The organism is Selenomonas sp. KH1T6 (assembly GCF_900108415.1).
Taxonomy (GTDB): domain Bacteria; phylum Bacillota; class Negativicutes; order Selenomonadales; family Selenomonadaceae; genus Selenomonas_B; species Selenomonas_B ruminantium_A.
Genome location: NZ_FNWN01000035.1, coordinates 1 through 23,046, shown reverse-complemented (window position 1 = coordinate 23,046; position 23,046 = coordinate 1). Strand labels below are relative to the sequence as shown.

At 55.5% G+C, this 23,046-nt stretch carries 19 protein-coding genes, 1 tRNA gene and 1 pseudogene; 19 read left to right on the top strand and 2 right to left on the bottom strand.

The annotated features are described in order from the left end of the window. A pseudogene (locus tag BLW59_RS14695) lies at positions 1-221 on the bottom strand (transposase); the annotation flags it as partial. Between the two features lie 239 nt (positions 222-460). On the opposite strand from BLW59_RS14695, the gene amrS reads away from it, so the two are divergent. The 4 genes from amrS to BLW59_RS14675 all read left to right on the top strand — a co-directional run bounded on the left by amrS (position 461) and on the right by BLW59_RS14675 (position 4,878). Then, positions 461-1,327 (top strand): AmmeMemoRadiSam system radical SAM enzyme, encoded by an 867-nt coding sequence (gene amrS, locus BLW59_RS14690; protein WP_074698382.1) that lies wholly within the window; start codon positions 461-463, stop codon positions 1,325-1,327. A gap of 94 nt (positions 1,328-1,421) precedes the next feature. Further along, a complete protein-coding gene (locus BLW59_RS14685; protein WP_074698381.1) occupies positions 1,422-3,470 on the top strand; it encodes a methyl-accepting chemotaxis protein in 2,049 nt (682 codons plus the stop codon). Between the two features lie 163 nt (positions 3,471-3,633). After that, positions 3,634-4,605: a bile acid:sodium symporter family protein gene (locus BLW59_RS14680; protein ID WP_074698380.1), complete on the top strand. Its 972-nt coding sequence runs from the start codon at positions 3,634-3,636 to the stop codon at positions 4,603-4,605. Between the two features lie 196 nt (positions 4,606-4,801). Next, positions 4,802-4,878 (top strand) — tRNA-Arg (locus BLW59_RS14675). Positions 4,879-5,033: 155 nt separating this feature from the next. Here the strand turns inward: BLW59_RS14675 and BLW59_RS17500 are convergent. After that, positions 5,034-5,501, bottom strand: a complete 468-nt coding sequence (locus BLW59_RS17500) for a hypothetical protein (protein WP_139283703.1) — start codon at positions 5,499-5,501, stop codon at positions 5,034-5,036. 299 nt (positions 5,502-5,800) lie between these two features. On the opposite strand from BLW59_RS17500, the gene murI reads away from it, so the two are divergent. The 15 genes from murI (at position 5,801) to BLW59_RS14595 (ending at position 22,910) form a co-directional block, all read left to right on the top strand. Beyond that, entirely contained in the window at positions 5,801-6,583 is a 783-nt protein-coding gene (gene murI, locus BLW59_RS14665; protein WP_074698379.1) for a glutamate racemase, read from the top strand. A 55-nt stretch (positions 6,584-6,638) separates the two neighbouring features. Then, complete coding sequence (locus BLW59_RS14660) at positions 6,639-7,067, top strand: acyl-CoA thioesterase (RefSeq protein ID WP_074698384.1); 429 nt, start codon at positions 6,639-6,641, stop codon at positions 7,065-7,067. A gap of 3 nt (positions 7,068-7,070) precedes the next feature. Further along, on the top strand, positions 7,071-7,616 hold the full coding sequence (locus tag BLW59_RS14655; protein ID WP_029541493.1) for a hypothetical protein: 546 nt from the start codon (positions 7,071-7,073) through the stop codon (positions 7,614-7,616). Between the two features lie 13 nt (positions 7,617-7,629). Next, positions 7,630-8,292, top strand: a complete 663-nt coding sequence (locus tag BLW59_RS14650) for a F420-0:Gamma-glutamyl ligase (RefSeq protein ID WP_074698378.1) — start codon at positions 7,630-7,632, stop codon at positions 8,290-8,292. Positions 8,293-8,355: 63 nt separating this feature from the next. After that, positions 8,356-9,102: a ribonuclease PH gene (gene rph / locus BLW59_RS14645; protein WP_074698377.1), complete on the top strand. Its 747-nt coding sequence runs from the start codon at positions 8,356-8,358 to the stop codon at positions 9,100-9,102. Positions 9,103-9,275: 173 nt separating this feature from the next. Further along, on the top strand, positions 9,276-9,881 hold the full coding sequence (locus BLW59_RS14640) for an XTP/dITP diphosphatase (RefSeq protein WP_175463469.1): 606 nt from the start codon (positions 9,276-9,278) through the stop codon (positions 9,879-9,881). Continuing rightward, positions 9,878-10,396: a metallophosphoesterase family protein gene (locus BLW59_RS14635; protein WP_029541482.1), complete on the top strand. Its 519-nt coding sequence runs from the start codon at positions 9,878-9,880 to the stop codon at positions 10,394-10,396. The genes BLW59_RS14640 and BLW59_RS14635 overlap by 4 nt, the downstream gene beginning before the upstream one ends. 245 nt (positions 10,397-10,641) lie before the next feature. Continuing rightward, positions 10,642-11,484, top strand: coding sequence for a fumarate hydratase (locus BLW59_RS14630; RefSeq protein ID WP_029541480.1), 843 nt, complete (start codon positions 10,642-10,644; stop codon positions 11,482-11,484). Positions 11,485-11,502: 18 nt separating this feature from the next. Next, on the top strand, positions 11,503-12,069 hold the full coding sequence (locus tag BLW59_RS14625) for a Fe-S-containing hydro-lyase (RefSeq protein WP_029541477.1): 567 nt from the start codon (positions 11,503-11,505) through the stop codon (positions 12,067-12,069). Between the two features lie 110 nt (positions 12,070-12,179). Then, the gene (locus tag BLW59_RS14620; RefSeq protein ID WP_029541474.1) at positions 12,180-12,806 is read left to right on the top strand and encodes a succinate dehydrogenase; all 627 of its coding nucleotides are present in this window, start codon (positions 12,180-12,182) and stop codon (positions 12,804-12,806) included. Between the two features lie 12 nt (positions 12,807-12,818). Then, positions 12,819-14,648 (top strand): succinate dehydrogenase flavoprotein subunit, encoded by a 1,830-nt coding sequence (gene sdhA / locus BLW59_RS14615; RefSeq protein WP_074698375.1) that lies wholly within the window; start codon positions 12,819-12,821, stop codon positions 14,646-14,648. A 30-nt stretch (positions 14,649-14,678) separates the two neighbouring features. Then, entirely contained in the window at positions 14,679-15,431 is a 753-nt protein-coding gene (gene sdhB / locus BLW59_RS14610) for a succinate dehydrogenase iron-sulfur subunit (protein WP_029541471.1), read from the top strand. A 131-nt stretch (positions 15,432-15,562) separates the two neighbouring features. Next, positions 15,563-17,290 (top strand): putative bifunctional diguanylate cyclase/phosphodiesterase, encoded by a 1,728-nt coding sequence (locus tag BLW59_RS14605; RefSeq protein WP_074698383.1) that lies wholly within the window; start codon positions 15,563-15,565, stop codon positions 17,288-17,290. A gap of 225 nt (positions 17,291-17,515) precedes the next feature. Then, entirely contained in the window at positions 17,516-18,280 is a 765-nt protein-coding gene (locus tag BLW59_RS14600; protein WP_081348557.1) for an SIMPL domain-containing protein, read from the top strand. A 118-nt stretch (positions 18,281-18,398) separates the two neighbouring features. Then, positions 18,399-22,910: an AAA domain-containing protein gene (locus BLW59_RS14595; RefSeq protein WP_074698373.1), complete on the top strand. Its 4,512-nt coding sequence runs from the start codon at positions 18,399-18,401 to the stop codon at positions 22,908-22,910. The last annotated feature ends 136 nt before the right edge of the window (positions 22,911-23,046 follow it).

Here is a 23,046-nt window from a genome sequence, read left to right as displayed (position 1 = left end):
AAGGGAATAACAGATGAATCCATCTTTTCCTGCTGATAAAAGGACTTGTTGCGAAAGGCATTCTCGAATGCAACCTTAAACACATTGCTTACAGAGAAACCGCGAACCTTATAGGCATTGCAGGCCTTGAGTATCTTGCCAACATGGAATTCTTCCAGGAAACAAGATATTTTTGAAGAAAGTTGTTCACCAAAGATATGATTCTGTGATACAATGTTCATGGCATAAGCCCTCCGTTTATGTTATGATTGCTGTCACTTTCATTATACAAAACGGAGAGAGCTTATGCTATTTTTTTAGGAAATGGTACAAGTCGAATAATTTGGCAGTTTCACAACTGCGAAGTTTGAGTTAAATAATAGCAATGTCGCATGGTATATATCGTACAACCTCCATTTCTTAGATGGTAAAATCTTCGTCTACAGGAGCACTATCCAGAATATTGCGGGAGTCATAGAAAATGAATGATAATAAACTCACCTGCCACCTTTGCCACCACGCCTGCCAGATGTTAGATGGTGACACAGGCTTTTGCAGGTCTCGGGGGAATCGTGGAGGGCGGCTGGCTTCGCTTTCTTATGGTCTGCTGACTTCGGTGGCCTTGGACCCTATAGAGAAGAAGCCCCTTTACCACTTTTATCCCGGCAGTCGGATTCTTTCCGTGGGCAGCTTTGGGTGCAATCTGGCCTGTCCGTTCTGTCAGAACTACAGCATTTCCCAGGCAGGGGAGACTGACCTTTGCTATGAGGATGAGGGGGCGGGGCTGAGAGTTTATCGGCTGCCGCCGGAGGAATTGGTGGAGCTGGCTTTGGATACGCGGGAGAGGCATGGGAATATTGGCGTGGCCTTCACCTATAATGAGCCTTTGATGAATTATGAATATGTGCGGGATTGTGCACGGCTGCTGAAAGAGGCGGGGATGAAAGTCGTGCTGGTGACAAATGGGACGCTTTCCACAGGGCCGTTTGCCAAGCTCCTGCCGTTGGTAGATGCCTTGAATATCGACCTCAAGGGGTTTACGCCGGAATTTTACCAGTGGGTGAGGGGAGACTTTGAGCTGGTGCGCACGAATATACGCGCCGCTCACGAGGCAGGATGCCATGTGGAGGTCACGACGCTGGTGATACCGGGGCACAATGACAGCCCGGAGGAAATGGAAAGGGAGGCAGAGTGGCTGGCTTCTCTTTCTCCGGAAATTCCTCTGCACCTGTCCCGCTATTTCCCACGGTTCCATTTGCATGAGCCTGCCACTCCCGTAGAAACGTTGGTGCGCTTACAGGGAATAGCGGAAAAGCATTTGCGATATGTGCATCTGGGGAATGTGTGAGCGCAGAAAAATTAATATTTATTCCAGCAGGTATTTCCCCAAGGGATTTCGAATAGTACAGGCAATGGAGATTATTGAGAGGGAGGGTATTTCTATGGCTGGAATCAACGTGAAATCCATAGGAGGACCAAAGACAGTGAAGGCCGAAATCCTGGCTTTCGTGCTGCCGGTGGTCATAGTTGGTCTCCTGGTACTTTCAGGCATTATCTTCAAGTACACCAGTTCTGCCTTTGAGGAACAGCTGGTGGCCGGCTCCGAGAAGACTACCGCCGAAGTGGCGGATGGTGTCTCTGACTGGATGGCGGCCCGCATGCTGGAAACCCAGATGACGGCCAATTCCTTGGCAGCCAGGGGACTGCCTGACACTCAGGCAGAGCTGATTGCCAACAATGAGCTGCGCCTGAAACTGATGGAGAAAATATATCCTGGCGTCTACGACAGTGTCAGCTGGGGGCCTTTTGACGGTTCCGGCCTGCTGCATGGCTGGACCAAGGCCGGCTACAAGGAAATGCACAATGCCGACAAGGCCTGGTACAAGGAAACCATGAAGGGGGAGAAGGACTCCTTTATGGCGCCTCCTGTCATTTCCCAGGCTACTGGCAAGATTATAGTGAACTCTATCGCTCTGGCCAAGAATCCTTCCGGCCAGAATGTGGCCATGGTGCTGGCAGCTGTTTATGTGGATGCCGCCCGGGAGAAGGTGGGGGCCTTCAAGATTGGCAGCCAGGGCTACAGCTATCTGGTGGCACAGGATGGCACTTATATCGTCAATCCAAATGAAGAAGCCATCATGAAGGAGAAAATCACCGATGAAAAGGATCCGGCTCTGAGAGAGCTGGGCCAGAAGATGACAGCAGGAGAAGAAGGCTGGCTGAAGTTCACCCGGGCAGACGGGGAGAATATGATTGCCTTCTATGCTCCGGTGAAGGCCACGGGCTGGAGCATGGCAGCCGTCGCCTATGAGTCTGAGCTCTTTGCGCCTGTTTACAGCCTGCTGAAGATTGTGGCAGGCCTGTCCATTATCATTTTGGTGGTCATTTCCCTGGGCATCGTCATGACGGTGAACAAGGTCATGGCACCCCTGGGAGCTATGGTGGATGAGTTGAAGCTGCTGGCTTCCGGCAACTTTGAAGACCGTCCTGCCAAGGTCGTAGTGGAAAATGAATTGGGCATCCTGGCTCAGGCGGTGCGTGATATGCGCCAAAGTGTGGCCAAGGTCATGCGCTCTGTTCATGATTTCTCCCAGAATCTGGCTGCTTCCTCAGAGGAGCTCAATGCTACCACTGAGCAGTCCGCCCAGGCTTCTGATCAGGTGGCTAATTCCATCGTGCGGGTGGCTCAGGGCACCAACGAGCAGCTGGGAGCTGTAAGCTCCACCACCGAGGCTATCGAGCGCCTCAGCGGTACCATCCAGACAGTGTCCGGCGAGGCAAGCGCCGCCGCTGGCGAAGGCCGTCAGGCAGCAGAGATTGCCCGGGACGGCGGCAGGACCCTGGAGGAAGCCATCACCCAGATCAAGCATATCGAGGCCAGCAGCCTGGAGTCCATGAAAGTGGTGAAGGCTTTGGGCGAAAGGTCTTCGGAAATTGTGGCAATCGTTGAGACCATCACCGGCATTGCCGAGCAGACCAACCTCCTGTCCCTGAATGCAGCCATTGAGGCCGCCCGCGCCGGTGAGCAGGGCCGCGGCTTCGCCGTGGTGGCAGAGGAAGTCCGCAAGCTGGCTGAGTCCTCCCGTGAGGCAGCCCAGCAGATTGCAGACCTCTTGAAAGCTGTGGGCAGCGATATCGACAATGCCATCAGTGGCATGGAAGCGGGCAACGCCGAGGTGCAGAAGGGCGCCGCCAACATCATTTCCATGGGAGATTCCTTCCGCAAGATCATCGAGCTGGTGGAGAATGTCTCCGGCCAGATTCAGGAAATCAGCACGGATATCACCGGTATGGCCAGGAATGGCGAAGAGATTGTGGGCCATGTGCGCACCATCGATGCCGCCAGCCGCAGCGCCGCTGAGGAGTCTCAGACGGTATCTGCCGCTACGGAAGAGCAGAGCGCTTCCGTGCAGGAAATCGCCAACGCCAGCCGCAGCCTGGCCAAGATGGCCACGGATCTGCAGGCAGAGGTGCAGAAGTTCAAACTTTGATATTGATTACAGTCAGGGGAGGCCGCAAGGCCTCCTTTTTCATGTATGAACACAAATATCTTTTACTTCACAACTTGACAAAGTTACACGTGGGGTGTATCATACAAAACATCGTCGGATAAATATCTGTCCGTGTATGAAAAACATTTTGGAGGGATTTATTATGGAGAGAATGAAACAGGCAGCGCAATTTTTGGCATCGCACACGGCGGCTTTCGTCATTATTGCAGCCATTATTGCCTTCTTCGTGCCGCAGATGTTTGGCTGGGTGAAAGGGCAGAGCCAGATTATTATTCTCTTCATTATCATGTTCAGCATGGGTTTGACCCTCACTGCGAAGGATTTCAAGGTGCTGGCTTCCCGTCCTCTGGATATCTTCATCGGAGCTGCAGCCCAGTATCTCATCATGCCCTTCTCAGCATATTTCCTGTCCAAGAGCCTGGGGCTTTCAGATGAGATTGCCGTGGGCCTCATACTGGTGGGGTGCTGCCCCGGTGGCATTTCTTCCAACATCATGAGTTTCCTCTGCAAAGGGGATGTGCCCTTGTCTGTGGGCATGACCACTGCATCCACTCTTTTGGCACCTCTCATGACGCCTGCCATGGTGCTTCTCCTTGCGGGGGAACGCATTGAAGTACCGGCAGCAGGCATGTTCCTGACTATCGTGGAAGCGGTCATTGCTCCGGTGCTCCTGGGCTTCCTGCTGAATTATCGCTATGGCCAGACCCGTACCATGGATGATGTGCGCCAGGTGATGCCTTCTGTGGCTGTTATTGGACTGGCCCTCATCGTGGGCGGTGTCATTGCCCTGCAGGGCAGCAACTTCTTCACTGCCGGCATAGTTATCTTCCTGGCGGTGTTGGCTCACAATGCTGTGGGGTATTTCCTGGGCTACTTCGTGGGCCGCTTTGCAGGCATGAACGAAGCCAAACGCCGCACTCTGTCCATTGAGGTAGGCATGCAGAACGCCGGTCTTGCCACTGGTCTTGCCGTAGCCCACTTCGCCATCTACCCCCACGCAGCTCTGGCCTGCGCCGTGTCCTGCGCCTGGCACTCCATCTCCGGCACCCTGCTGGCCGGCTGGTTCGTCCGCCGCGACGAAAAAGCAGAAGCAGCAGTGGCTTCCATAAGCTAACTAAAAGACAATTGAAACTATAAATTGGGCCCATGGATGGGCCCCGCGGACGCGGAAATCACACGATGTGATTTCAGTCCGCGTTTTCTTTTTGTTACTTTTTCTTTGCGACAAAGAAAAAGTAAGGAGGTAACGTATAGGATAAGCGTAAATTTTCCTTGAATAACCAACACATATATGTTAAAATACCTTGTATGCGGTTGTAGCTCAGCTGGATAGAGCATTCGCCTCCTAAGCGAAGGGTCGGGCGTTCGAATCGCCCCAGTCGCACCATTTGCAATCAAAAGCCTCCGGACTTCCGGAGGCTTCGTTTTTTGTATTCATGAATGAAACAGGCCGCGCAGTTTCCTGCACGGCCTGTTTCGCGTTTCGCTGTGGTTGTTGTAGTATGATGAAGTTGGTGTGTTGCACCTGTGTGGAGTTGTGCCTTACTTATGCTCAGGCTGGGTGACCTTCTGGCTGTCCTGAGGAGCTGCCTTCTGGCCGGCATCCTTTGCCTTAGCAGTCTTCTTGTCCTGGGGCACGGGGATTACCTTCACGTCAGGGGTCATGGCCTGCTGGCCCTTGGCATCCTTGACGTCTTCGGCTCCCTTAGTTTCCTTTACGTCCTTGGCGTCTTTGATGTCTTTGACATCCACATCCTTGACATCTTTAGCGTCTTTGACGTCCTTTATATCTTTCTGGTCTTTGCCGTCATAGTCACCCATCTGGTCAATCTGGATGACATCTTCCCTGGCGCCCAGCTTGTCTTTCTGGTCCTGCTTCAGCTGGGGAGCCGGCTGCTCGGCCTTGGGGAGCTCCTTCTGCTGGGGAACTGCTGCGTAAGTGGTGGCGGCTGCGCTGAAGGCGAATGCACCTATGGCAGCCATTGCGGTGAATTTTTTGAGATCGAACATATAACTCCTCCTTTTGTTTCCTGCGCCCTTGGGGCGCCTATCACGACTATCGCCTTGCTGACGATGATTTTATTATAAAGGGCGGTCCTTAGAGGAGCTTTAAAGGGCAATTAACTTTTGATTAAAAATTGATGTAAAGTGTATGAAAGGGATTGGCGGCTTGAACAATAGCAATCAAGCTGCTTTGACTTCCTTCCTATTAAAAGAATGTATTTTGCTATGGCAAATAACACTGATTTGAGTTATACTTAACGGGTTGTTAGTAAGTAAACTGCTTCCAAATTATATGGAGGTTTTTCATGAAAATCGCAGTCTTTGATTCCGGCATTGGCGGACTTTCTGTTCTTTATGAGGCCCGCAAGGCCCTGCCGCAGGAAGAGTTCGTCTTCTTTGCGGATGAAGATAATGTGCCCTATGGCACCAAGTCCAAAGAGGAAGTGCAGGCGCTGGTGGCAGATGCTTTTGACTTCCTGGTGGGCAAGGGGGTCAAGGCCATCGTGGTGGCCTGCAACACCGCCACCAGCGCAGCGGTGACGGAGATGCGCAGGCGTTATGACCTGCCCATCATCGGCATGGAGCCTGCTGCCAAGAAGGCACTGGACATGGACGGGGAGCACAGGGTGCTGGTGGTGGCCACCCCCGTCACTGTGAAGGGCAACAAGATGAAGGTCCTCATTGAGCATGTGGACAAGCAGCATCTGGTGGACCTGCACCCCCTGCCCCGGCTGGTGGAGTATGCAGAAAATCAGGAGTTCAATTCTCAGGCGGTGTTGGATTATCTGGCAAGGGAGCTTTCTGTCTATGACTTTTCCCAGTATTCTTCGCTGGTGCTTGGCTGCACGCATTTCAATTATTTCAAGGATACCTTCCGTGAGATACTGCCGGGGAATGTCTCTCTGGTGGATGGCAACGGGGGCACAGTGCGGGAGCTTATCCGCCGCTTGAAGGAGAGGAACCTTTTGGAGAAGAATGCTCCTTCTACTGAGTATTACTATTCAGGCCGCCGGGTGCAGGATAAGGAAGAACTGCACCGGCTGGAAAGCTACTTGCAGCGGCTGGGCCGCATGTATGCCTTAACTTGACTTTGAATGTCATTTGGTCTAAATTATATATGTTGTTTCTCGGGGAGGTATGGCTTTGGCTGTTTCTGTTGAATACAAGGTTAATTTCTTTGATACTGACGCCATGGCGGTGGTACATCATGCCAACTATATCCGCTGGTTCGAGATTGGCAGGGTGGCGTATTTGCGCAATTATGACCTGACTTTGGACGATATGATGGATGACGGCTATGTGTTCCCCATTACCAAGATTGATGCCAAGTATCTTTCTCCGGGGCGTTTTGATGATGTGCTCATCATCGAGACCAAGGCAACTGCACTTACCAAGGCCAAGATGGCCTTTGCTTACCGCATCCTGCGGAAAAGCACAGGCGAGGTGTTGGTTACCGGGCATTCACAGAATGTCTTCACCCACAGGGATACGGGAAAAATCACCCGCCTGCCAGACAAGTATTTTGAAATCTTTCAGCGGGCGATGGAAGATGAGGAAGCTAGGGAGGAATAAGTTTTGACGGTTTTGTATGTAATTCTCGGCCTGATAGTTCTGGCTGTGGTCTTTGTGCAGCTTTTTCTGGCTGTGGAAGGCAAGGAGAATGTCAAGGTCCACACCGGGGCAGCCTGGGAGCTGGACAGCAAAGATGAGAACAAACTGGTGCTGAAGAAGAGGCTGGTCTTTGCCAATGAGGGCAAGCAGTGTGCCACAATCATGGATGCCATCGCGCGTCCACAACTGCCTTATGAGCAGTATGACGGCATTGATGCACGGGGCAAGGCTGAGTTGGAGGGGGCACCACGCGAGGATGATTACTTCGAGGCTGTGCTTATCCAGCGCAAGGGCGAGGCGCCGGACAAGCTGGATATCTGGGCCAAGATTGCCCTGAGCCCCCGCAAGGGCCTTAGCCTGGAGGAAGCCCTGGCACACATGGTGGACATCGGCGTGGACTTCATCTGGATGGAGACGGGCCGTACACCCTGGAAATACAAGAAGGTGCGCCTGGAAATTACCGCTGAGGAAATTGCCCGGCTGGCAGGCGTGACATTGGTGAAGGATTAAGGAGGACACGGAAATGGCAGAAGAACTTGAACTGATCCCGGTGCCCACCCGCATCCTGACAGACAAGGACGATATTATTGAAGCTATTGAGCATTATACTGAAGGGAAGATTGGCCCCGATGATCTGGTCTGCAGTGCCGAGAGCGTGGTAGCCATCACCCAGGGCCGCTATGTGCGTCCGGAGGATTTGGAGATTTCCTGTCTGGCACAGCTTTGCTGCCGCTTCATTCCCGATTACGGCAGCCTGGCCAGCCCACACGGCATGCAGAGCCTCATGAATGTGGAAGGCAAGTGGCGTGTGGCCTTTGCGCTGTTCGCAGGCTTCGTGGGCAAGATTTTTGGCCAGTCCGGCCTGTTCTACAAGTGGGGCGGGGAGCAGACGGCTATGATTGACGATGTGACGGGCACCATGCCCCCCTTCGACAAGTGCATTGTCTACGGTCCTGGGGACCCTTATGGCATGGCCCAGAAGATGAAGGACAAGCTGGGCTGCTTCGGCGCCATGATTGCAGACGTCAACGACCTCAAGCGTTCCCGTGTGGTGGGCGTGTCTTCCGGGGTGAAGGGTGAGCTGGCAGCCAAGCTGCTCATTGACAATCCGTTTGGCAATGCTTCCCAGAAGACTCCTATCTGCATTATCAAGAACTATAGGCAGTATCAGGAGAAGAATAGCTGAGACAGGCTTTTATATGATAAGGGACGCAAGTCCCTTATTTTCATATTACAAAAGGAGAACTATATGCCTAGAACAGACAGGCGCGGTGCGGGTGATCTGCGTCACTACCGCATGGAGCGCCGCTTTCAGAAATACCCTGCTGGCTCGGTGCTCATAGAGATGGGCAATACCAAGGTCATCTGTGCCGCCAGCATTGAGGACCGCGTGCCTTTCTTCATGAAGGGCACCGGTGAGGGCTGGATCACGGCAGAGTATTCCCTGCTGCCCAGTGCCACGGGCACCCGCAGCCCCCGTGAGGCCGCCAAGGGAAAGCAGTCCGGCCGCACCCAGGAGATACAGCGCCTCATAGGCCGTGCCCTGCGCTCTGTGGTGGACACCAAGGCCCTGGGGGAGCGCACTATCATGATTGACTGCGATGTGATACAGGCAGATGGCGGCACCCGCACCGCTTCCATTACCGGAGCTTTCGTGGCTTTGGTGGAGGCCTGCTCCACCTTCTATCAGAAAGGGGGCATCTTCCCGGTGAAGGATTTCGTCTCTGCCATCAGCGTAGGCGTGAGCCATGAGGGGGAGCCCATCCTGGACCTCTGCTATGAGGAGGACTCCCAGGCCATTGTAGATATGAACGTGGTCATGACAGGGGAAGGCCGCTTCGTGGAAGTGCAGGGCACCGGCGAAGGCAGGCCTTTCACCCATGAGGAGCTGAATAAATTGCTGGCCCTGGGAGAGAAAGGCTGCCGCGAATTGATTTCCTATCAGAAAGATGTTTTAGGCGGTGAACTGGTCTGGTTAGTTGGACGTGAAGGGTAGATGTTACCTCCACCGCTTGCGGGGGAGGGGGACCGGCGAAGCCGGTGGAAGGGGGAATCGAAGCCGTAACGTTACCTCCGCCCCTTCCACCGCCTAGCGGCGGTCCCCCTTCCCCGTTTCACGGGGCAGGTAAGGTCGGCGATTAATGTTCCTGCTATCGAAGGAGGATTTTGGTGATTAAGATACTTATGGCAACTGGCAATCAGGGCAAGCTGCGCGAAATGCGCGAAATGCTTCAGGATTTGCCCGTAGAAATACTTTCCCTGAAAGATTTCCCGGAAATTCCCGAACCAATAGAGGATGGAACGACCTTTGAGGCGAATTCTCTTCTAAAGGCCCGTTACTATCGTGAGAAAACTGGCTGCGCTGCCATGGCGGACGATTCGGGACTTGAGGTAGAGGCTTTGGGGGGCGCCCCTGGGGTGCATTCGGCCCGCTTCTGCGGCCATCATGGGGACGATGAGGCCAACAATGAAAAGCTTCTGGCAGAGCTGGCGGCCAAAGGTGTGACTGAGTCCAGGGCTGCCTACCGCTGCGTGCTTGCCTTTGCCGGCCTTGATGGGGCGGAGCTCACAGCTTCCGGCAGCTGCGAAGGCGTGGTGAAGGAGCCCCGCAGGGGAGATAACGGCTTTGGCTATGACCCCTACTTCTATGTGACGGAAGGGGAGCTTTCCGGGCGCACCATGGCAGAGCTGACTTTGGAGGAGAAGGGCACCATCAGCCACCGGGCCCGGGCTATGGAAAAGCTGAAGAAAATGCTGGAGGAAAGTGTCTTATGATCATAGGACTGGTAAGCGACAGCCACGGCAATACCGCCGCCATTGATATGATGCTGGCCATGCCGGGGATAAATGAAGTGGAATGCTGGCTTCATGCCGGGGATTTTGTGGTGGATGCGGAATACCTTGAGATGGCTTCCGGCAAGAAAGTCTACAAGGTAGCCGGCAATGGGGACTGGCCTCACAGCAAGGACCCGGAGGATTTGATGGTGGTACTGGAAGGATTCCACATCATGCTCACCCACGGCCATGAGCACGGGGTGCGCTATGGTACGGAGATTCTGGCGGAAAATGCTCTCAATATGGGAGCGGACATTGCTGTCTACGGTCATACCCATATCGCAGATATCAGCCCGGCAGGCAGTGACCGCCTCACCATCCTTAATCCTGGCAGCATCGGCCGGCCGCGGGATGATTCCTACGGTTCTTTCATGTTGTTGGAATTGGAGAAGGGCAGGGAGCCCCAGGTAAGGCTGCTCCGCCTTGAGGATACGGATGCCAGCATGCTTTACTGAGAGCAGTTTCTTAAAAAATACTCCTCATAAAGCAGGATTTTCCCAGGTTGAAATAGAATAAGCAGGTGATGTGGTAAGTATCGCATACCTGTGCTATCCCACCCGCGTAAAGGGAAGCGGAAAAGTGAATCCGCTTCAGTATTTTCGCGGGCTTCTCGCATTTGTGAATTGCTTGAAAACAAGGACGAAATGTGCTATTATGGACCACAGATGTGTGATAAGTTGTATTTATGGGAGGGATAACTTTGCGAGAGTTAGACGCAAAACAAATCACTGAAACCGTCGCACAGATGTGCAAGGAAGCAGCCTACTACCTGCCTCAGGATGTCTATGAAGGCCTCAAGCGCGGCCGCGAGACTGAGAAATCTCCCGTAGGCCAGAACGTGCTGGACCAGATTATCCGCAATGCAGAAATCGCCAGGGCAGAAGACAGGCCCTACTGCCAGGATACGGGCATGACCATTGTCTTCCTGAAGGTAGGCCAGGACCTGCATATCACTGGCGGCAATCTGGAGGATGCCATCAACGAGGGTATCGCCAAGGGCTATACCGAGGGCTATCTCAGAAAATCAGTGGTGGCAGAGCCTCTCTTCAACCGCAAGAACACTCAGAATAATACGCCTGGTGTCATCTACACCGAGATTGTGCCCGGCGACAAGCTGGAGATCACTGTTGCTCCCAAGGGCTTCGGCTCCGAGAACAAGTCCGGCGTGAAGATGCTGGTGCCCGCTGATGGCGTGGAAGGCGTAAAGAAGGCTGTCATGGACATCATCCTCCATGCCAGCATGAACCCCTGCCCGCCCATGGTGGTAGGCATCGGCATCGGCGGCACCATGGATCGTGCAGCCCTCCTGTCCAAGAAGGCACTCACCCGTTCCATCGATCAGCGCAACCCCATGCCTGAGTATGCCAAGCTGGAAGAGGAGCTCCTGGAGCTCATCAACCAGACGGGCATCGGTCCCCAGCTGGGCGGCACCACTTCCGCTCTGGCTGTGAACATCGAGTGGGGCCCCACTCACATCGCAGGCCTGCCGGTGGCAGTGACCATCTGCTGCCATGCTATGCGCCACAGCCACAAGGTACTTTGAGGAACGGGAGGAATAATAATGGCAGAACAGATTCGCATACAGACTCCGTTTACAGAGGAAATGTCCAGGAAGCTCAAAGCTGGTGATGCTGTGCTGATTTCCGGCACCATCATCGCTGCCCGCGACGCAGCCCACAAGGCCATGACCGAGGCTCTGGCCCGTGGGGAGGAGCTGCCCGTGGACTGGAAGGACCAGATGGTTTACTATCTCGGACCTACGCCGGCCAAGCCGGGCGACCCCATCGGTTCCTGCGGTCCCACCACTTCCGGCCGCATGGATGCCTACACTCCCACTATGCTGGACCAGGGCATCAAGGGCATGATCGGCAAGGGCTCTCGTTCCAAGGAAGTCATTGAGTCCATGAAGAAGAACGGCGTGACCTACTTCGCTGCCGTAGGCGGCGCAGCAGCCCTTATCGCCAAGTCTGTGAAGAAGTACGAAGTGCTGGCCTATCCGGAGCTGGGCCCTGAGGCCGTAGCCCGCCTGACGGTAGAGGATTTCCCTGCCATCGTGGTCATCGACTGCGAGGGCAATAGCCTCTATGAGACCAATCAGGCCAAGTATCGTACCCTGAAGGGTTATTGAGACATCTGAACTGGTGTAAGCGGTGTCCCTGCCGGTGCCTGACCGTTCCTCTGTGAGCGGTGGGGCGCCGGAGGTGGCGCCTTGGCATAATTATATTTAGGAGGTACAGAATGTTTCACACTACTTTTTATCTGCGCCGCCTGCACTCCATAGTTGGTTTGCTGGTGCTTGGCGGAGTCATATTCGAGCACATTTTCACCAACTCGATGGCTCTGGGCGGTCCGAAAGCCTTGAATGGCGCTCTTGCTATGATGGAGCTCATTCCCCATCCAATTTTCCTGGGCATTGAAATCGGCGCTATCGCCGTGCCCCTGCTTTTCCATGCTCTGTACGGCATCTACATCTGCCTGCAGGCCAACAACAACCCTGGCCGCATGGGCTACATCCGCAACTGGCAGTTCGCCTTCCAGCGCTGGACGGCCTGGTTCCTGGTGGTCTTCCTGATCTGGCACGTGTTCTATCTCCGTGTCTTCACCAAGGGCATCACGGGCACGCCTATTTCCTATGAGCTCCTCCAGAGCTACTTCACTGGCAGCCCCATCGTGGCAGTTCTCTACATCATCGGCATGTTCGCTGCTATCTTCCACTTCTGCAACGGCATCACCACCTTCTGCATGACCTGGGGCATCGCCAAGGGTCCCCGCATCCAGAATGTGATCGGTGCTCTCAGCATGTGCCTCTGCGCGGCTCTGTGCCTCGTGACTCTGGCATTCATGGGCAGCTATTTCGTGATGTAAAGGAGAATATCAATGGCTAAAGCACCTGAAAATAAAATCATAGTCGTAGGCGGCGGTCTGTCCGGCCTTATGGCTACCATGAAAATCTGCGAAGGCGGCGGCAAGGTAGACCTGTTCTCCTACTGCCCCGTGAAGCGTTCCCACTCCCTCTGCGCTCAGGGCGGCATCAACGCCTGCATGGACACTAAGGGCGAGCATGACAGCATCTACGAGCACTTCGATGATACGGTTTACGGCGGCGACTTCCTGGCTGACCAGCTGGCTGTCAAGGGCATGGTTGAGGCAGCTCCGAAGCTCATCAAGATGTTTGACCGCATGGGCGTGCCCTTCACCCGCACTTCCGAGGGCGTGCTTGACCTCCGTAACTTCGGCGGCCAGAAGAACAAGCGCACCTGCTTCGCTGGCTCCACCACGGGCCAGCAGCTTCTCTATGCTCTGGACGAGCAGGTTCGTCATTGGGAAGTCAAGGGCAAGGTGACCAAGTATGAGTTCTGGGAATTCATCAAGGTCATCAAGAACAAGCAGGGGGTTGTCCGCGGCATCGTGGCGCAGAACATGAACTCCAACGAGATCGTGGCTTTCCCGGCTGACGTGGTCATCCTGGCTACCGGCGGCCCGGGCATGGTGTTCGGACGCTGCACCGCTTCCACTATCTGCAACGGCTCCGCTGTGACCTCTGTGTATAAGGATGGCGCACATCTGGCCAACCCTGAGTTTATCCAGATCCATCCCACGGCTATCCCCGGCCCAGACAAGAACCGTCTTATGTCCGAGGCTTGCCGCGGTGAGGGCGGACGTGTCTGGGTATGGCGTGACAACCCGGAGACCGGCGAGAAAGAGCGCTGGTACTTCTTGGAGGATATGTATCCGGCTTACGGCAACCTGGTGCCCCGCGACGTGGCATCCCGTGCCATCTACAAGGTCTGCGTCCACATGGGTCTCGGCATGCATGAGCCGAACCGCGTGTATCTCGACCTCTCCCATATCGATCGTGACTACCTCGAGCGCAAGCTGGGCGGCATCCTGGAGATGTACACTGACTTCGTGGGCAAGAGCCCGGCTGATGTGCCTATGGAGATCTTCCCCTCCGTCCACTATTCCATGGGCGGCATCTGGGTAGACCGCCTGCATCATACGAATATCCCCGGCCTCATGGCCTCCGGCGAGTGCGACTACCAGTATCACGGTGCAAACCGTCTGGGCGCAAACTCCCTGCTGTCCGCTACCTACTCCGGCACTGTTTCCGGCCCCGAGGCTCTGCGCTGGGCCCGCAGTGGCGAGCTGGGTGATCCCCTCACCGAGGCAGAGATGGAAGCAGCCCGCAAGGAGTGCGTAGCTGAGTTCGACAAGATCCGCAACATGAACGGCCCTGAGAACGCTCACAAGCTCCATCATGAGATGGGTGAGATCATGTACAAGTACGTGTCCATCGAGCGCGACAACATCGGCCTTGACCAGTGCCTCAAGGAGCTCAAGGAAATCCTCAAGCGCTGGGATAACATCGGTGTCACCGACCATGGCAACTGGGCTAACCAGGAAGCTATGTTCGTGCGCCAGCTCCGCAACATGATCCTCTATGCTATGGTGGTCACCAAGGGTGCCCGTTGCCGTGACGAGTCCCGCGGCGCACATGCCAAGATCGTCCTGGATGCGAATGGCAACCGTCAGACCGACGAGCAGGGCGAGCTGGTATTCATGGGCCGCGACGATGAACGCTTCATGAAGACCACCATCGTGGACTATGATCCGAAGACCGAGGAGCCCCAGGTTTCCTACATGGAATTCGATCATTCCCTTATCAAGCCCCGTGCCCGTAACTACGCTGTGGCTAAGAAAGAGTAACCTGATACGCTCGAAGGAGGATTATAAGAAATGGCAGAACAGAAAATGGTCAGACTCATCATCGAGCGCCAGGACGGCCCGGAAAGCGCGCCGTATACCCAGGAATTCGATGTACCATACCGCCCCGGCCTCAACATGGTGGCCGCACTCATGGAAATCCAGAAGAACCCCGTCACCGTTGACGGCAAGCGCGTAGCTCCCGTAGTCTGGGAGTGCAACTGCCTGGAGAAAGTCTGCGGCGCCTGCATGATGGTCATCAACGGCATTCCCCGTCAGGCTTGCTGCTCCCTGGTGGACAACCTGCAGCAGCCCATCCATCTGGCACCGGCCCGTACCTTCCCGGTTATCCGCGACCTTCTCATTGACCGCTCCGTCATGTTCGAGAGCCTCAAGAAGATCCAGGGCTGGGTGGAAGTGGACGGCAGCTGGGACGTCAAGGACGCTCCCATCCAGAATCCCTACACCGCACAGACTGCTTATGAGATTTCTCACTGCATGACCTGCGGCTGCTGCCTGGAGGCCTGCCCCAACGTGGGACCCCAGTCCGACTTCATCGGACCTGCTCCTACGGTACAGGCTTACCTCTTCAACCTGCATCCCCTCGGAAAGTTCGACGCTCCGAAGCGCCTGAACGCCCTGATGGAGAAGGGCGGCATCACCAGCTGCGGCAACAGCCAGAACTGCGTGGAGGTCTGCCCCAAGCAGATCAAGCTGACCACTTACCTTGCTCAGCTGAACCGCGATGTGAACAAGCAGGCCCTGAAGAATATCTTCAACCACTAAGGCTTATTCCTTGCATAATGAACCCGCTTCTTTATAAGGAGCGGGTTTTTTCTTTTTCAGGCAGGAGAAAGGAGGGCCGGCCTTGAATGTATTAAAAAGCTGTAACTATAGAGAATAGTAGGATGATGACCATGAGAAAAATGAACAGGCTGCCGCTCAGCCCCAATCTAAAACGCTTCAAGTTCTTTTTTGACCTGCTGAAAAGGACCACTGACGACTACCTCTTTCTGGCAGATATGCAGGAAAACATGATGATGGTATCTCCGAACCTGGTGCAGGATTTTGAACTGCCCGGGGAAATTCTGGAGGATTTCAACCGTTTCTGGTTCGCGCTGATACACCCCGAGGAGCGGGAAAGCTATCGAAAATCCATCGAGACAGTCCTGCAGCACAAGTCACGGGAACATTTGCTGGAATACCGTGTGAAGAGCCGCAAGGATGGCTATGTGTGGATACGTTGCCGTGGCTGTGTTGGCCTTGACCGGGAGGGACGTCCCAGCATCTTCACCGGGGTCATGACCAGGCTGTCCCAGCGCAATCAGGCAGATGAGGTCACAGGCCTCCTGAACAAATACCAGTTTGAGCGGGCGGTGAAGTCTGCCCTTTCCTCCTACCGGTCCACCGGTGAAGGCGGTGCCATACTGGTCTTTGGTCTGGACAACTTCAAGATCATCAATGAAACCCACAACCGGGTGGTGGGAGACAGGGTGCTGAAAGAGGTGGCACGGCAGATAGAGGCCGTGCTGCCACAGGAACAGACCCTCTACAAGCTGGACGGGGATCAGTTTGCCATTGTCTGCCCGGGGGCAGAAGAAAAGGATGTGGCAGAGCTCTTTGCCACTATTCAGGGCTGTCTGGCTCATCCCTATACCGTGGATGGCCGCCAGTATTTCAATACGGTTTCTGCCGGCACTGTGCTCTATCCCCAGGGGGGGAAGGACTATCTGGTGCTGCACAAGCACGCCGAGGCCGCTATGGATCTGGCCAAGCAGGCGGGGAAGAACCGCAACTGCCTTTTCAGCAAGGAGCAGTACAATCGCTGGGTGCGCTCCATTACCATGCGGGATTCTCTCTGGGACTGCGTGGAAAATGACTGCGAGGGTTTCAGCCTCTTCTTCCAGCCCCAGGTGCGGGCTAGTGACAGGGAGCTTATCGGGGCAGAGTCCCTGCTCCGCTGGAGGAATCCCAAGGGCCGCATGGTAGCGCCTATGGAGTTCATCCCCATTCTGGAAGAAACCAAGCTGATTGTGCCTGTGGGCAAGTGGATTTTCCGGGAAGCCGTGCGAATCTGCAAGGAATGGCGCAAGGTGCGCCCAAATTTCCGCATCAGCGTGAACATGAGCTATGAGCAGGTGAAGGACCTTTCCTTCAAAAAATACGCTTTGGAGTGCCTGGAACGCTATGAACTGCCCACGGAGGCCATCGTACTGGAGCTGACGGAAAGCAAGATTGTGGCGGACTGGAGTTTTGTGAATCAGCAATTCGACGCCTTCCGCCAGGCAGGCATCAAGATTGCCATGGACGATTTCGGCACGGGATATTCTTCCCTGGCTTCCTTCAAGAATCTTTCCTGCGATATCGTGAAGATTGATAGGGAGTTCGTGAAGAAGATCCTGGAGAATGATTTTGACAAGAAGCTGGTGGAGTATGTGGTGGCCCTCTGCCACAGCATGGGTATAGAGGCTTATATTGAAGGCGTGGAGGATATTGAGGAATACAAGCTGCTGACGGAGAAGTGCAAGGCAGATGCCATTCAAGGGTATCTTTTTGGGCATCCGGAGAGCGAGGAGAATTTTGAGGAGAAGTTCCTCAAGGGGGATAAGTATCTGGAGCCTTGCTCGCCGCCGCAGTCACACTGATACTTTTGGGTATGGCTGATTTATAGAATTACCACGTATATTGTAGGCCTTACCTGCCCCGTGAAACGGGGAAGGGGGACCGGCGTAGCCGGTGGAAGGGGCGAGGAGGGTAAGAGACTTCGAAGGGTATAGACGACTGATCGTCTCCCCCTTCCACCACCTTCGGTGGTCCCCCTCCCCCGCAAGCGGTGGAGGTAAGGCTGGCTATAAACGTAGCTCTCCTAAATGGAAAATTTACTGCTTGCAAGTATAAGTTATGGAGTGGAGATAATGACAAAACGAGTATTTATTTTTAGTTTATTAGCAGCAGTATTATTAGTAATAGCACCATTACAATCAACCTCTGCTATGGAAGGTCCGGGGCTTTCGGTGCAGGGGGCTGGGCAGGCTAAATTGGCTCCTGATCAGGCGGGGCTTAGCCTCAGCGTGATTACTGATGGCAGGTTGGCCCAGGAGGTGCAGTCGGAGAATGCCCGGAAGATGCAGGCTGTCACTGAGGCGGTGAAGGCTCTGGGGGTGGAGGAGCGCTATATCAGGACCTCCAATATTTCCATGCAGCCCCAGTATGAATATAAGAACGGCGAGCGCAAGCTCAAGGGATATACGGCTGCCAACACCCTCAGGGTGGAGGTGAAGGACCTTTCCAAACTGGGCAGGATTATTGACCGGGCGTTGAATGCCGGAGCCAACAAGGTTGATTCCCTGGAGTTTGGCCTGCAGGCTCCCGAGCGTCTGGAGCAGATGGCTCTGAAGAATGCTGTGGCAGATGCCCGCAGCAAGGCTGAGGTCATTGCCGGCGCCCTGGGCAAGAGGATTGTGGGCCTCAGGCAGGTGTCAGAGGAGAACAGCGGCTATATGACCCGCAGCTACTCCATGTCCATGCTGGCAGCAGCCAAGGCAGATAATGAAATGGCAGTGGAGACGCCTGTCTCTCCGGGAGAACTGGAGCTTTCTGCCACGGTGCATATTGAGTTTATTCTGTCAGAGTAAATAAAAGCCTAATTTGCGGTATTTTCATGACACTATTAATAACAAGGGACTTTGTAAGCGGGCAGCAGTGTTTACATGGTACTGCTGTCCGTAATTTTTTGTAGAGGAGCTGCAGGCTGTGGATAATCAGAAGAAGATGCTGAAATTATTGGACTATTTGCGGCAGGTGGGCAATCTGCGCCAGAAGCTCGTGAAGAACTTGCAGGATGAGGACTGGTGTCTGGAATTTGGTTCCCTGCCCATGGACCCCAAGCGTATTCACCTTTATAGCCCGGAAGATGAACTGCCTACCGGAGCTCCCGAGGGGCTGATTTTTGAGGTGGAAAAGCCGGAGTTTACCCCCTGTCCGGAGCTGCCCTTTGACCTGATTGGCTGGGTGAGGACACCTGACTGGAAGAACTTCGAGGTGACAGAAATCGAGGTGCGGGATGAGCGCAGCAGGAACGACCCGCGGCTGGGGGAAATCATCGAGCGCTTTGTGGATTCCGGAGTGCGTTTGGCTGCCTTTGAGGATTGGAAGCGCCACAGGAGTCTCTGGCGGGCTGGGGAAATGGTAAAGAGCCGCACACAGAAGCTCTTTATGTCCCTTTACGGCCTCTATGACAGGCTTCGGCAGGACCCTGAGGGGCTGGAACTGGTGGTGGGCAATGCCTGCTTCCTGAACGGCCTGGATACAGAGATAGAGCACCCCATGCTGCTGAAAAAGGTGCGGCTGGTCTACGACAAGCGGGGCAAGATGCAGGTGGTGGACGGCGAGAGCGCCACGGAGCTTTACACGGAGCTCTTTCAGGACCTGCCGGGCATCAAGGGGGAAGGAGTCAGGGAGTTTGCTGCCTGGATGGACGAGAAGGGCATCCACCCCCTGTCCGGGAAGCTCAAGGAGTTCTTTGACAGCACGGCCCCCATCCTCACCCCCAACTGCCGCTGGGCGGCCCAGCGCTTTGAGCTGCTGCCCACGGACTGGTATCTGATTTATCCCCGTCCCTGCCTCTACTTGCGACGTCATAATGCAGGGCTGTCCAAGGCTATAGCAGCCATTGCGGAACAAATCGAAGGGGGCGGCGAGATTCCCCAGGCCATGCTGGAAATCGTGGACCCAGAGTTCAAACCCACCAAGGTCATCCTGCCGGAGCCTGAAGGGGAACAGCTGCTCTCTGATGCCAGGGGCGAGGCGGCAGACATCCTGCTTACCAAGCCTGCCAACGCAGAGCAGCTCTCCATCGCCAGGGAGATAGAGCAGGCGCCTGCCGTGGTGGTGCAGGGGCCGCCCGGCACGGGCAAGACCCATACCATCGCCAACCTGCTGGGGCATTTTCTGGCTCAGGGCCAGCATGTACTGGTGACCTCTGCCACCAGCAAGGCCCTGTCAGTGCTCAAGGACAAGCTGCCGGAAGGTCTGCAGAACCTCTGTGTTTCCCTGCTGGAGGGAGCCCGGGCGGATATGGAAAAGTCCGTGGCGGGCATCTGCGAGATGATGTCACGGGAAACGCCCGGGGAAATGCGCCAGAAAGCAGATGACCTCTCCAAGCGCCGTGATACAGTGCTGAAGAAACTGAATGGCAAGCGCCGCACTTTGGAAGAGGTGCGTCAGCTGGAAGCCAAGCGTGACTACTTCAACCTGGGGGGCAAGGCCTGGTCTCTTTCCCGCATGGCAGATTATCTGCATATACATGAGGAGCTGGCCGGGCGTCTGCCGCTGCCTTTGGTGCGGGGGCGGGATTTCCCTTTGGAGAGGAATGAACTGGAGGAACTCTACCTGCTGAACAGCGAGTTTGACGCAGAAAGCCTCTGCGAGCTCAGGGAGGAACTGCCGGATGTGTTCTCCCTGCTGCCCCCTGCCAGGGCCGGCGAGCTGTTGGAGCGGGAGCAGCGGATCATCAGGAATGAGAAAGAGCTTTTGGCAGCCCTGCCCCAGGCAGTCATCGACCACAAGGAGGAGCTCCTCTGCGAAGGCCGCCGGGTGGTGGGAGAGGATTTGGTGCCGGATTTCCTGAAGCAGGCTCAGATCTATCTGGATTCTTTGGACCTGGGACGATTATCTGTGCCCTGGGCCAGGGCCGCCGTGCTGGCAGGCAGCCAGGGTGGTGCCCGCCGGGAAGTCTGGGAGATGCTGGGCCGTGATATCGAGCGGGTGCAGCAGCTGAAATCCCAGTACATCAAGATGTTCTTTGGCCATGACTTCAAGTACAACTTGAACCTGCCTTTGGATAAGGCTCTGATTCAATCTTTGGCAGAGCTGGCGGAAATATTTGACGTCAGCGGCAAGCTGCCTTGGTGGACGAAGATGCGCCGTTCAGACCTCACCAAGGTACAGCAGGGCTTTCTCATAGATGGCAAGCCCCTGGGAAGCCGTCTGGACTGCCAGATGGCTATGCAGTACGTGTCCCTCCATGAGGCGAGAACTCAGCTCTCCCGGGAGTGGGAGCAGCTGCTGGTGCCTTTGGGCATGGATTCCTATGACGATATGGCGGCAGGTGAGGAGGATCTGGACGACCTCTGCCAGGCCCGCTGGCAGGAGTTCAAGTCCCTGCTGGACTGGCGGGATGATACTATGCTGGAAATTCGCCGCCAGTGCGAGCAGGCGGGCATCATCTGGGACAATATCTGCATCAAGGGGGAGTTCCTGACCCCTGCCACTGCCCTGGACAAGGAGCTGGACTGGCTGCAGGAAGACCTGCCCCGCTGGTTGAAGCTGGTGCACCTTTCCTACGTGGAGCGCCGCTCAGACAGAGCACTGGACAAGCTTTGGGACATCCTGAAGGATGCCACGGGCAAGGTATCAGAGGAACTCAGGAAAGCTGTGTCCAAAGGGGACAGCGCCCTCTACGAGGAAGCCTATAACCGCCTCAGGCACTATCAGGAAGTCAAGCCGCGCTGCCGCAGGCGGCAGGAACTGCTGGGCCGTTTGGCAGAGAGCGCTCCACACTGGGCAGAGCAGCTGGAAAATCAGGTGGGGTTGAAACTGGAGGCGCCGCAGGAGGCAGTGGCGGCCTGGACTTATGAGCAGCTGAAAATGGAAATGGATGCAGCCCCCAGGGTGAATGTGGCGAGGGTGGCTGCCGAGGTCAGGGACCTGACGGCAGAGCTGCAGGAAGTCACCACCCAGCTGGCCGAGGCCCTGGCCTGGTATCAGCTGCTGGAGAAAGTCGAGGGCACGGGACTGCAGGCCAGCCTTATGGGCTGGAGCAAGGCCGTGAAGAAGCTGGGCAAGGGCACGGGCAAGTATGCCGCCCGCCATCTGCGGGAGGCGAGGGCCTGCATGCTGGAGGCTCAGAGGGCGGTGCCTGCCTGGATCATGCCCCTTTCCCGGGTGTGGCAGAACCTGCCTGCCGATGCGCCTAAATTTGACCTGATCATCATTGATGAGGCCAGTCAGGCAGATATCCTGTCCCTGCCCCTCCTGTATTTCGGCAAGCGGGTGATCATCGTGGGTGATGACCAGCAGGTGAGTCCGGCTGATATCGGCGTGCAGGCAGAGGATATTCTCTCCCTGCAGTCTGCCACCATAGAGGGAGTCATTGACCATGCTTCCCTCTATACGCTTGATACTTCTATTTATGACCTGGCCCAGATGCACTTCCAGGCCCGGCTGCTTTCCGAGCACTTCCGTTCTGTGCCGGAAATCGTCGGCTACAGCAACAAGCTCTGCTATGATGGCCGCATACGTCCCCTCAGAGAAGGTGTTTCTTCTCCGTTCATGCCTCTGATTGACTGGCAGGTGCCAGGGGAAAGGGAAGAGGGCACCAAGAAGAATCCCTGCGAAGCAGAGGAAATCGTGTCCTTGCTGGCGGCCTGCCTGGAGCAGCCTGAGTACGAGGGCAAGACCTTCGGCGCCATCTCCCTGTTGGGTGAGGAGCAGTCACGTCTTATCCGGGAACTGGCGGCGGAGAAAATCGGCATTACCGCGCTGGAGGACTGCGGCTTTATCGCAGGCAGTCCTGCCCAGTTCCAGGGGGATGAAAGGGATGTCATCTTCCTTTCGCTGGTGGACAGCGCTTCCGGGGAGGAACAGCTGCGGCTCCTGGGTGAAGGCCGGGGGGCGGACAATGTGAAGCGCTATAATGTTGCCGTCAGCCGCAGCCGTGACCAGCTCTGGGCAGTGCACTCCATGTCGCTGGAATCCCTCAAGTCAAATGACCTGCGCCGGGGGCTCCTGGAATACATCAGGGAAAATGCTGTTGCCAAGCCTCAGGAAAGCGCCCGGGAACTCAGCTCCTTGGAAGTTGCTGTGGGCAGGGCGCTGGAATTGGCCGGCTTTGAAGTTTACAACAACTGGCAGACCGGTAGCGGTCAGCTGGGGCTGGTGGTGGCCGGTAAGGGCAGGCTGGTGGCTATCGACTGCCAGGGCGAGCACTGGTATGCAGGAAATGAAGAGATTGTGGAAGAACAGCGCCAGCAGGCTGTGCTCATGCGCCTGGGCTGGACCTTCCTGCGAGTCCGGGGCAGCGAATGGTACGCGGCCCCGGACAAGGTACTGGCAAGGCTGCAAGGTTATCTCCAGGCCATGGGCATAGAGCCAATGTCTGGAGAGAAAGAACCCGCCAGCGCTTTGCGGCTGGGCCTGATGCAGCGGGTCACGGAACGTGCCGAGGCTATCAGGGCTTCCTGGCAGCAGACGGAAGAAGCATAACTATAAGCCTTCCCCTCAAGGGGAAGGTTTTTTTATAACGAGTACAAGATGTCCCCCACTTCTATAAGTGGGGGCGGTAACTTACTAACAGGCGGCGAGTTAATATCTCCCGCCTCGTTGAAAGGCCAAGAGGAAG

Bases quoted from the DNA above. Each gene is read 5' to 3' on its own strand.
- amrS (WP_074698382.1), top strand. From the start codon at position 461: ATGAATGATAATAAACTCACCTGCCACCTTTGCCACCACGCCTGCCAG.
- BLW59_RS14685 (WP_074698381.1), top strand. From the start codon at position 1,422: ATGGCTGGAATCAACGTGAAATCCATAGGAGGACCAAAGACAGTGAAG.
- BLW59_RS14680 (WP_074698380.1), top strand. From the start codon at position 3,634: ATGGAGAGAATGAAACAGGCAGCGCAATTTTTGGCATCGCACACGGCG.
- BLW59_RS17500 (WP_139283703.1), bottom strand. From the start codon at position 5,501: ATGTTCGATCTCAAAAAATTCACCGCAATGGCTGCCATAGGTGCATTC.
- murI (WP_074698379.1), top strand. From the start codon at position 5,801: ATGAAAATCGCAGTCTTTGATTCCGGCATTGGCGGACTTTCTGTTCTT.
- BLW59_RS14650 (WP_074698378.1), top strand. From the start codon at position 7,630: ATGGCAGAAGAACTTGAACTGATCCCGGTGCCCACCCGCATCCTGACA.
- rph (WP_074698377.1), top strand. From the start codon at position 8,356: ATGCCTAGAACAGACAGGCGCGGTGCGGGTGATCTGCGTCACTACCGC.
- BLW59_RS14635 (WP_029541482.1), top strand. From the start codon at position 9,878: ATGATCATAGGACTGGTAAGCGACAGCCACGGCAATACCGCCGCCATT.
- BLW59_RS14625 (WP_029541477.1), top strand. From the start codon at position 11,503: ATGGCAGAACAGATTCGCATACAGACTCCGTTTACAGAGGAAATGTCC.
- BLW59_RS14620 (WP_029541474.1), top strand. From the start codon at position 12,180: ATGTTTCACACTACTTTTTATCTGCGCCGCCTGCACTCCATAGTTGGT.
- sdhA (WP_074698375.1), top strand. From the start codon at position 12,819: ATGGCTAAAGCACCTGAAAATAAAATCATAGTCGTAGGCGGCGGTCTG.
- sdhB (WP_029541471.1), top strand. From the start codon at position 14,679: ATGGCAGAACAGAAAATGGTCAGACTCATCATCGAGCGCCAGGACGGC.
- BLW59_RS14605 (WP_074698383.1), top strand. From the start codon at position 15,563: ATGAGAAAAATGAACAGGCTGCCGCTCAGCCCCAATCTAAAACGCTTC.
- BLW59_RS14600 (WP_081348557.1), top strand. From the start codon at position 17,516: ATGGAAAATTTACTGCTTGCAAGTATAAGTTATGGAGTGGAGATAATG.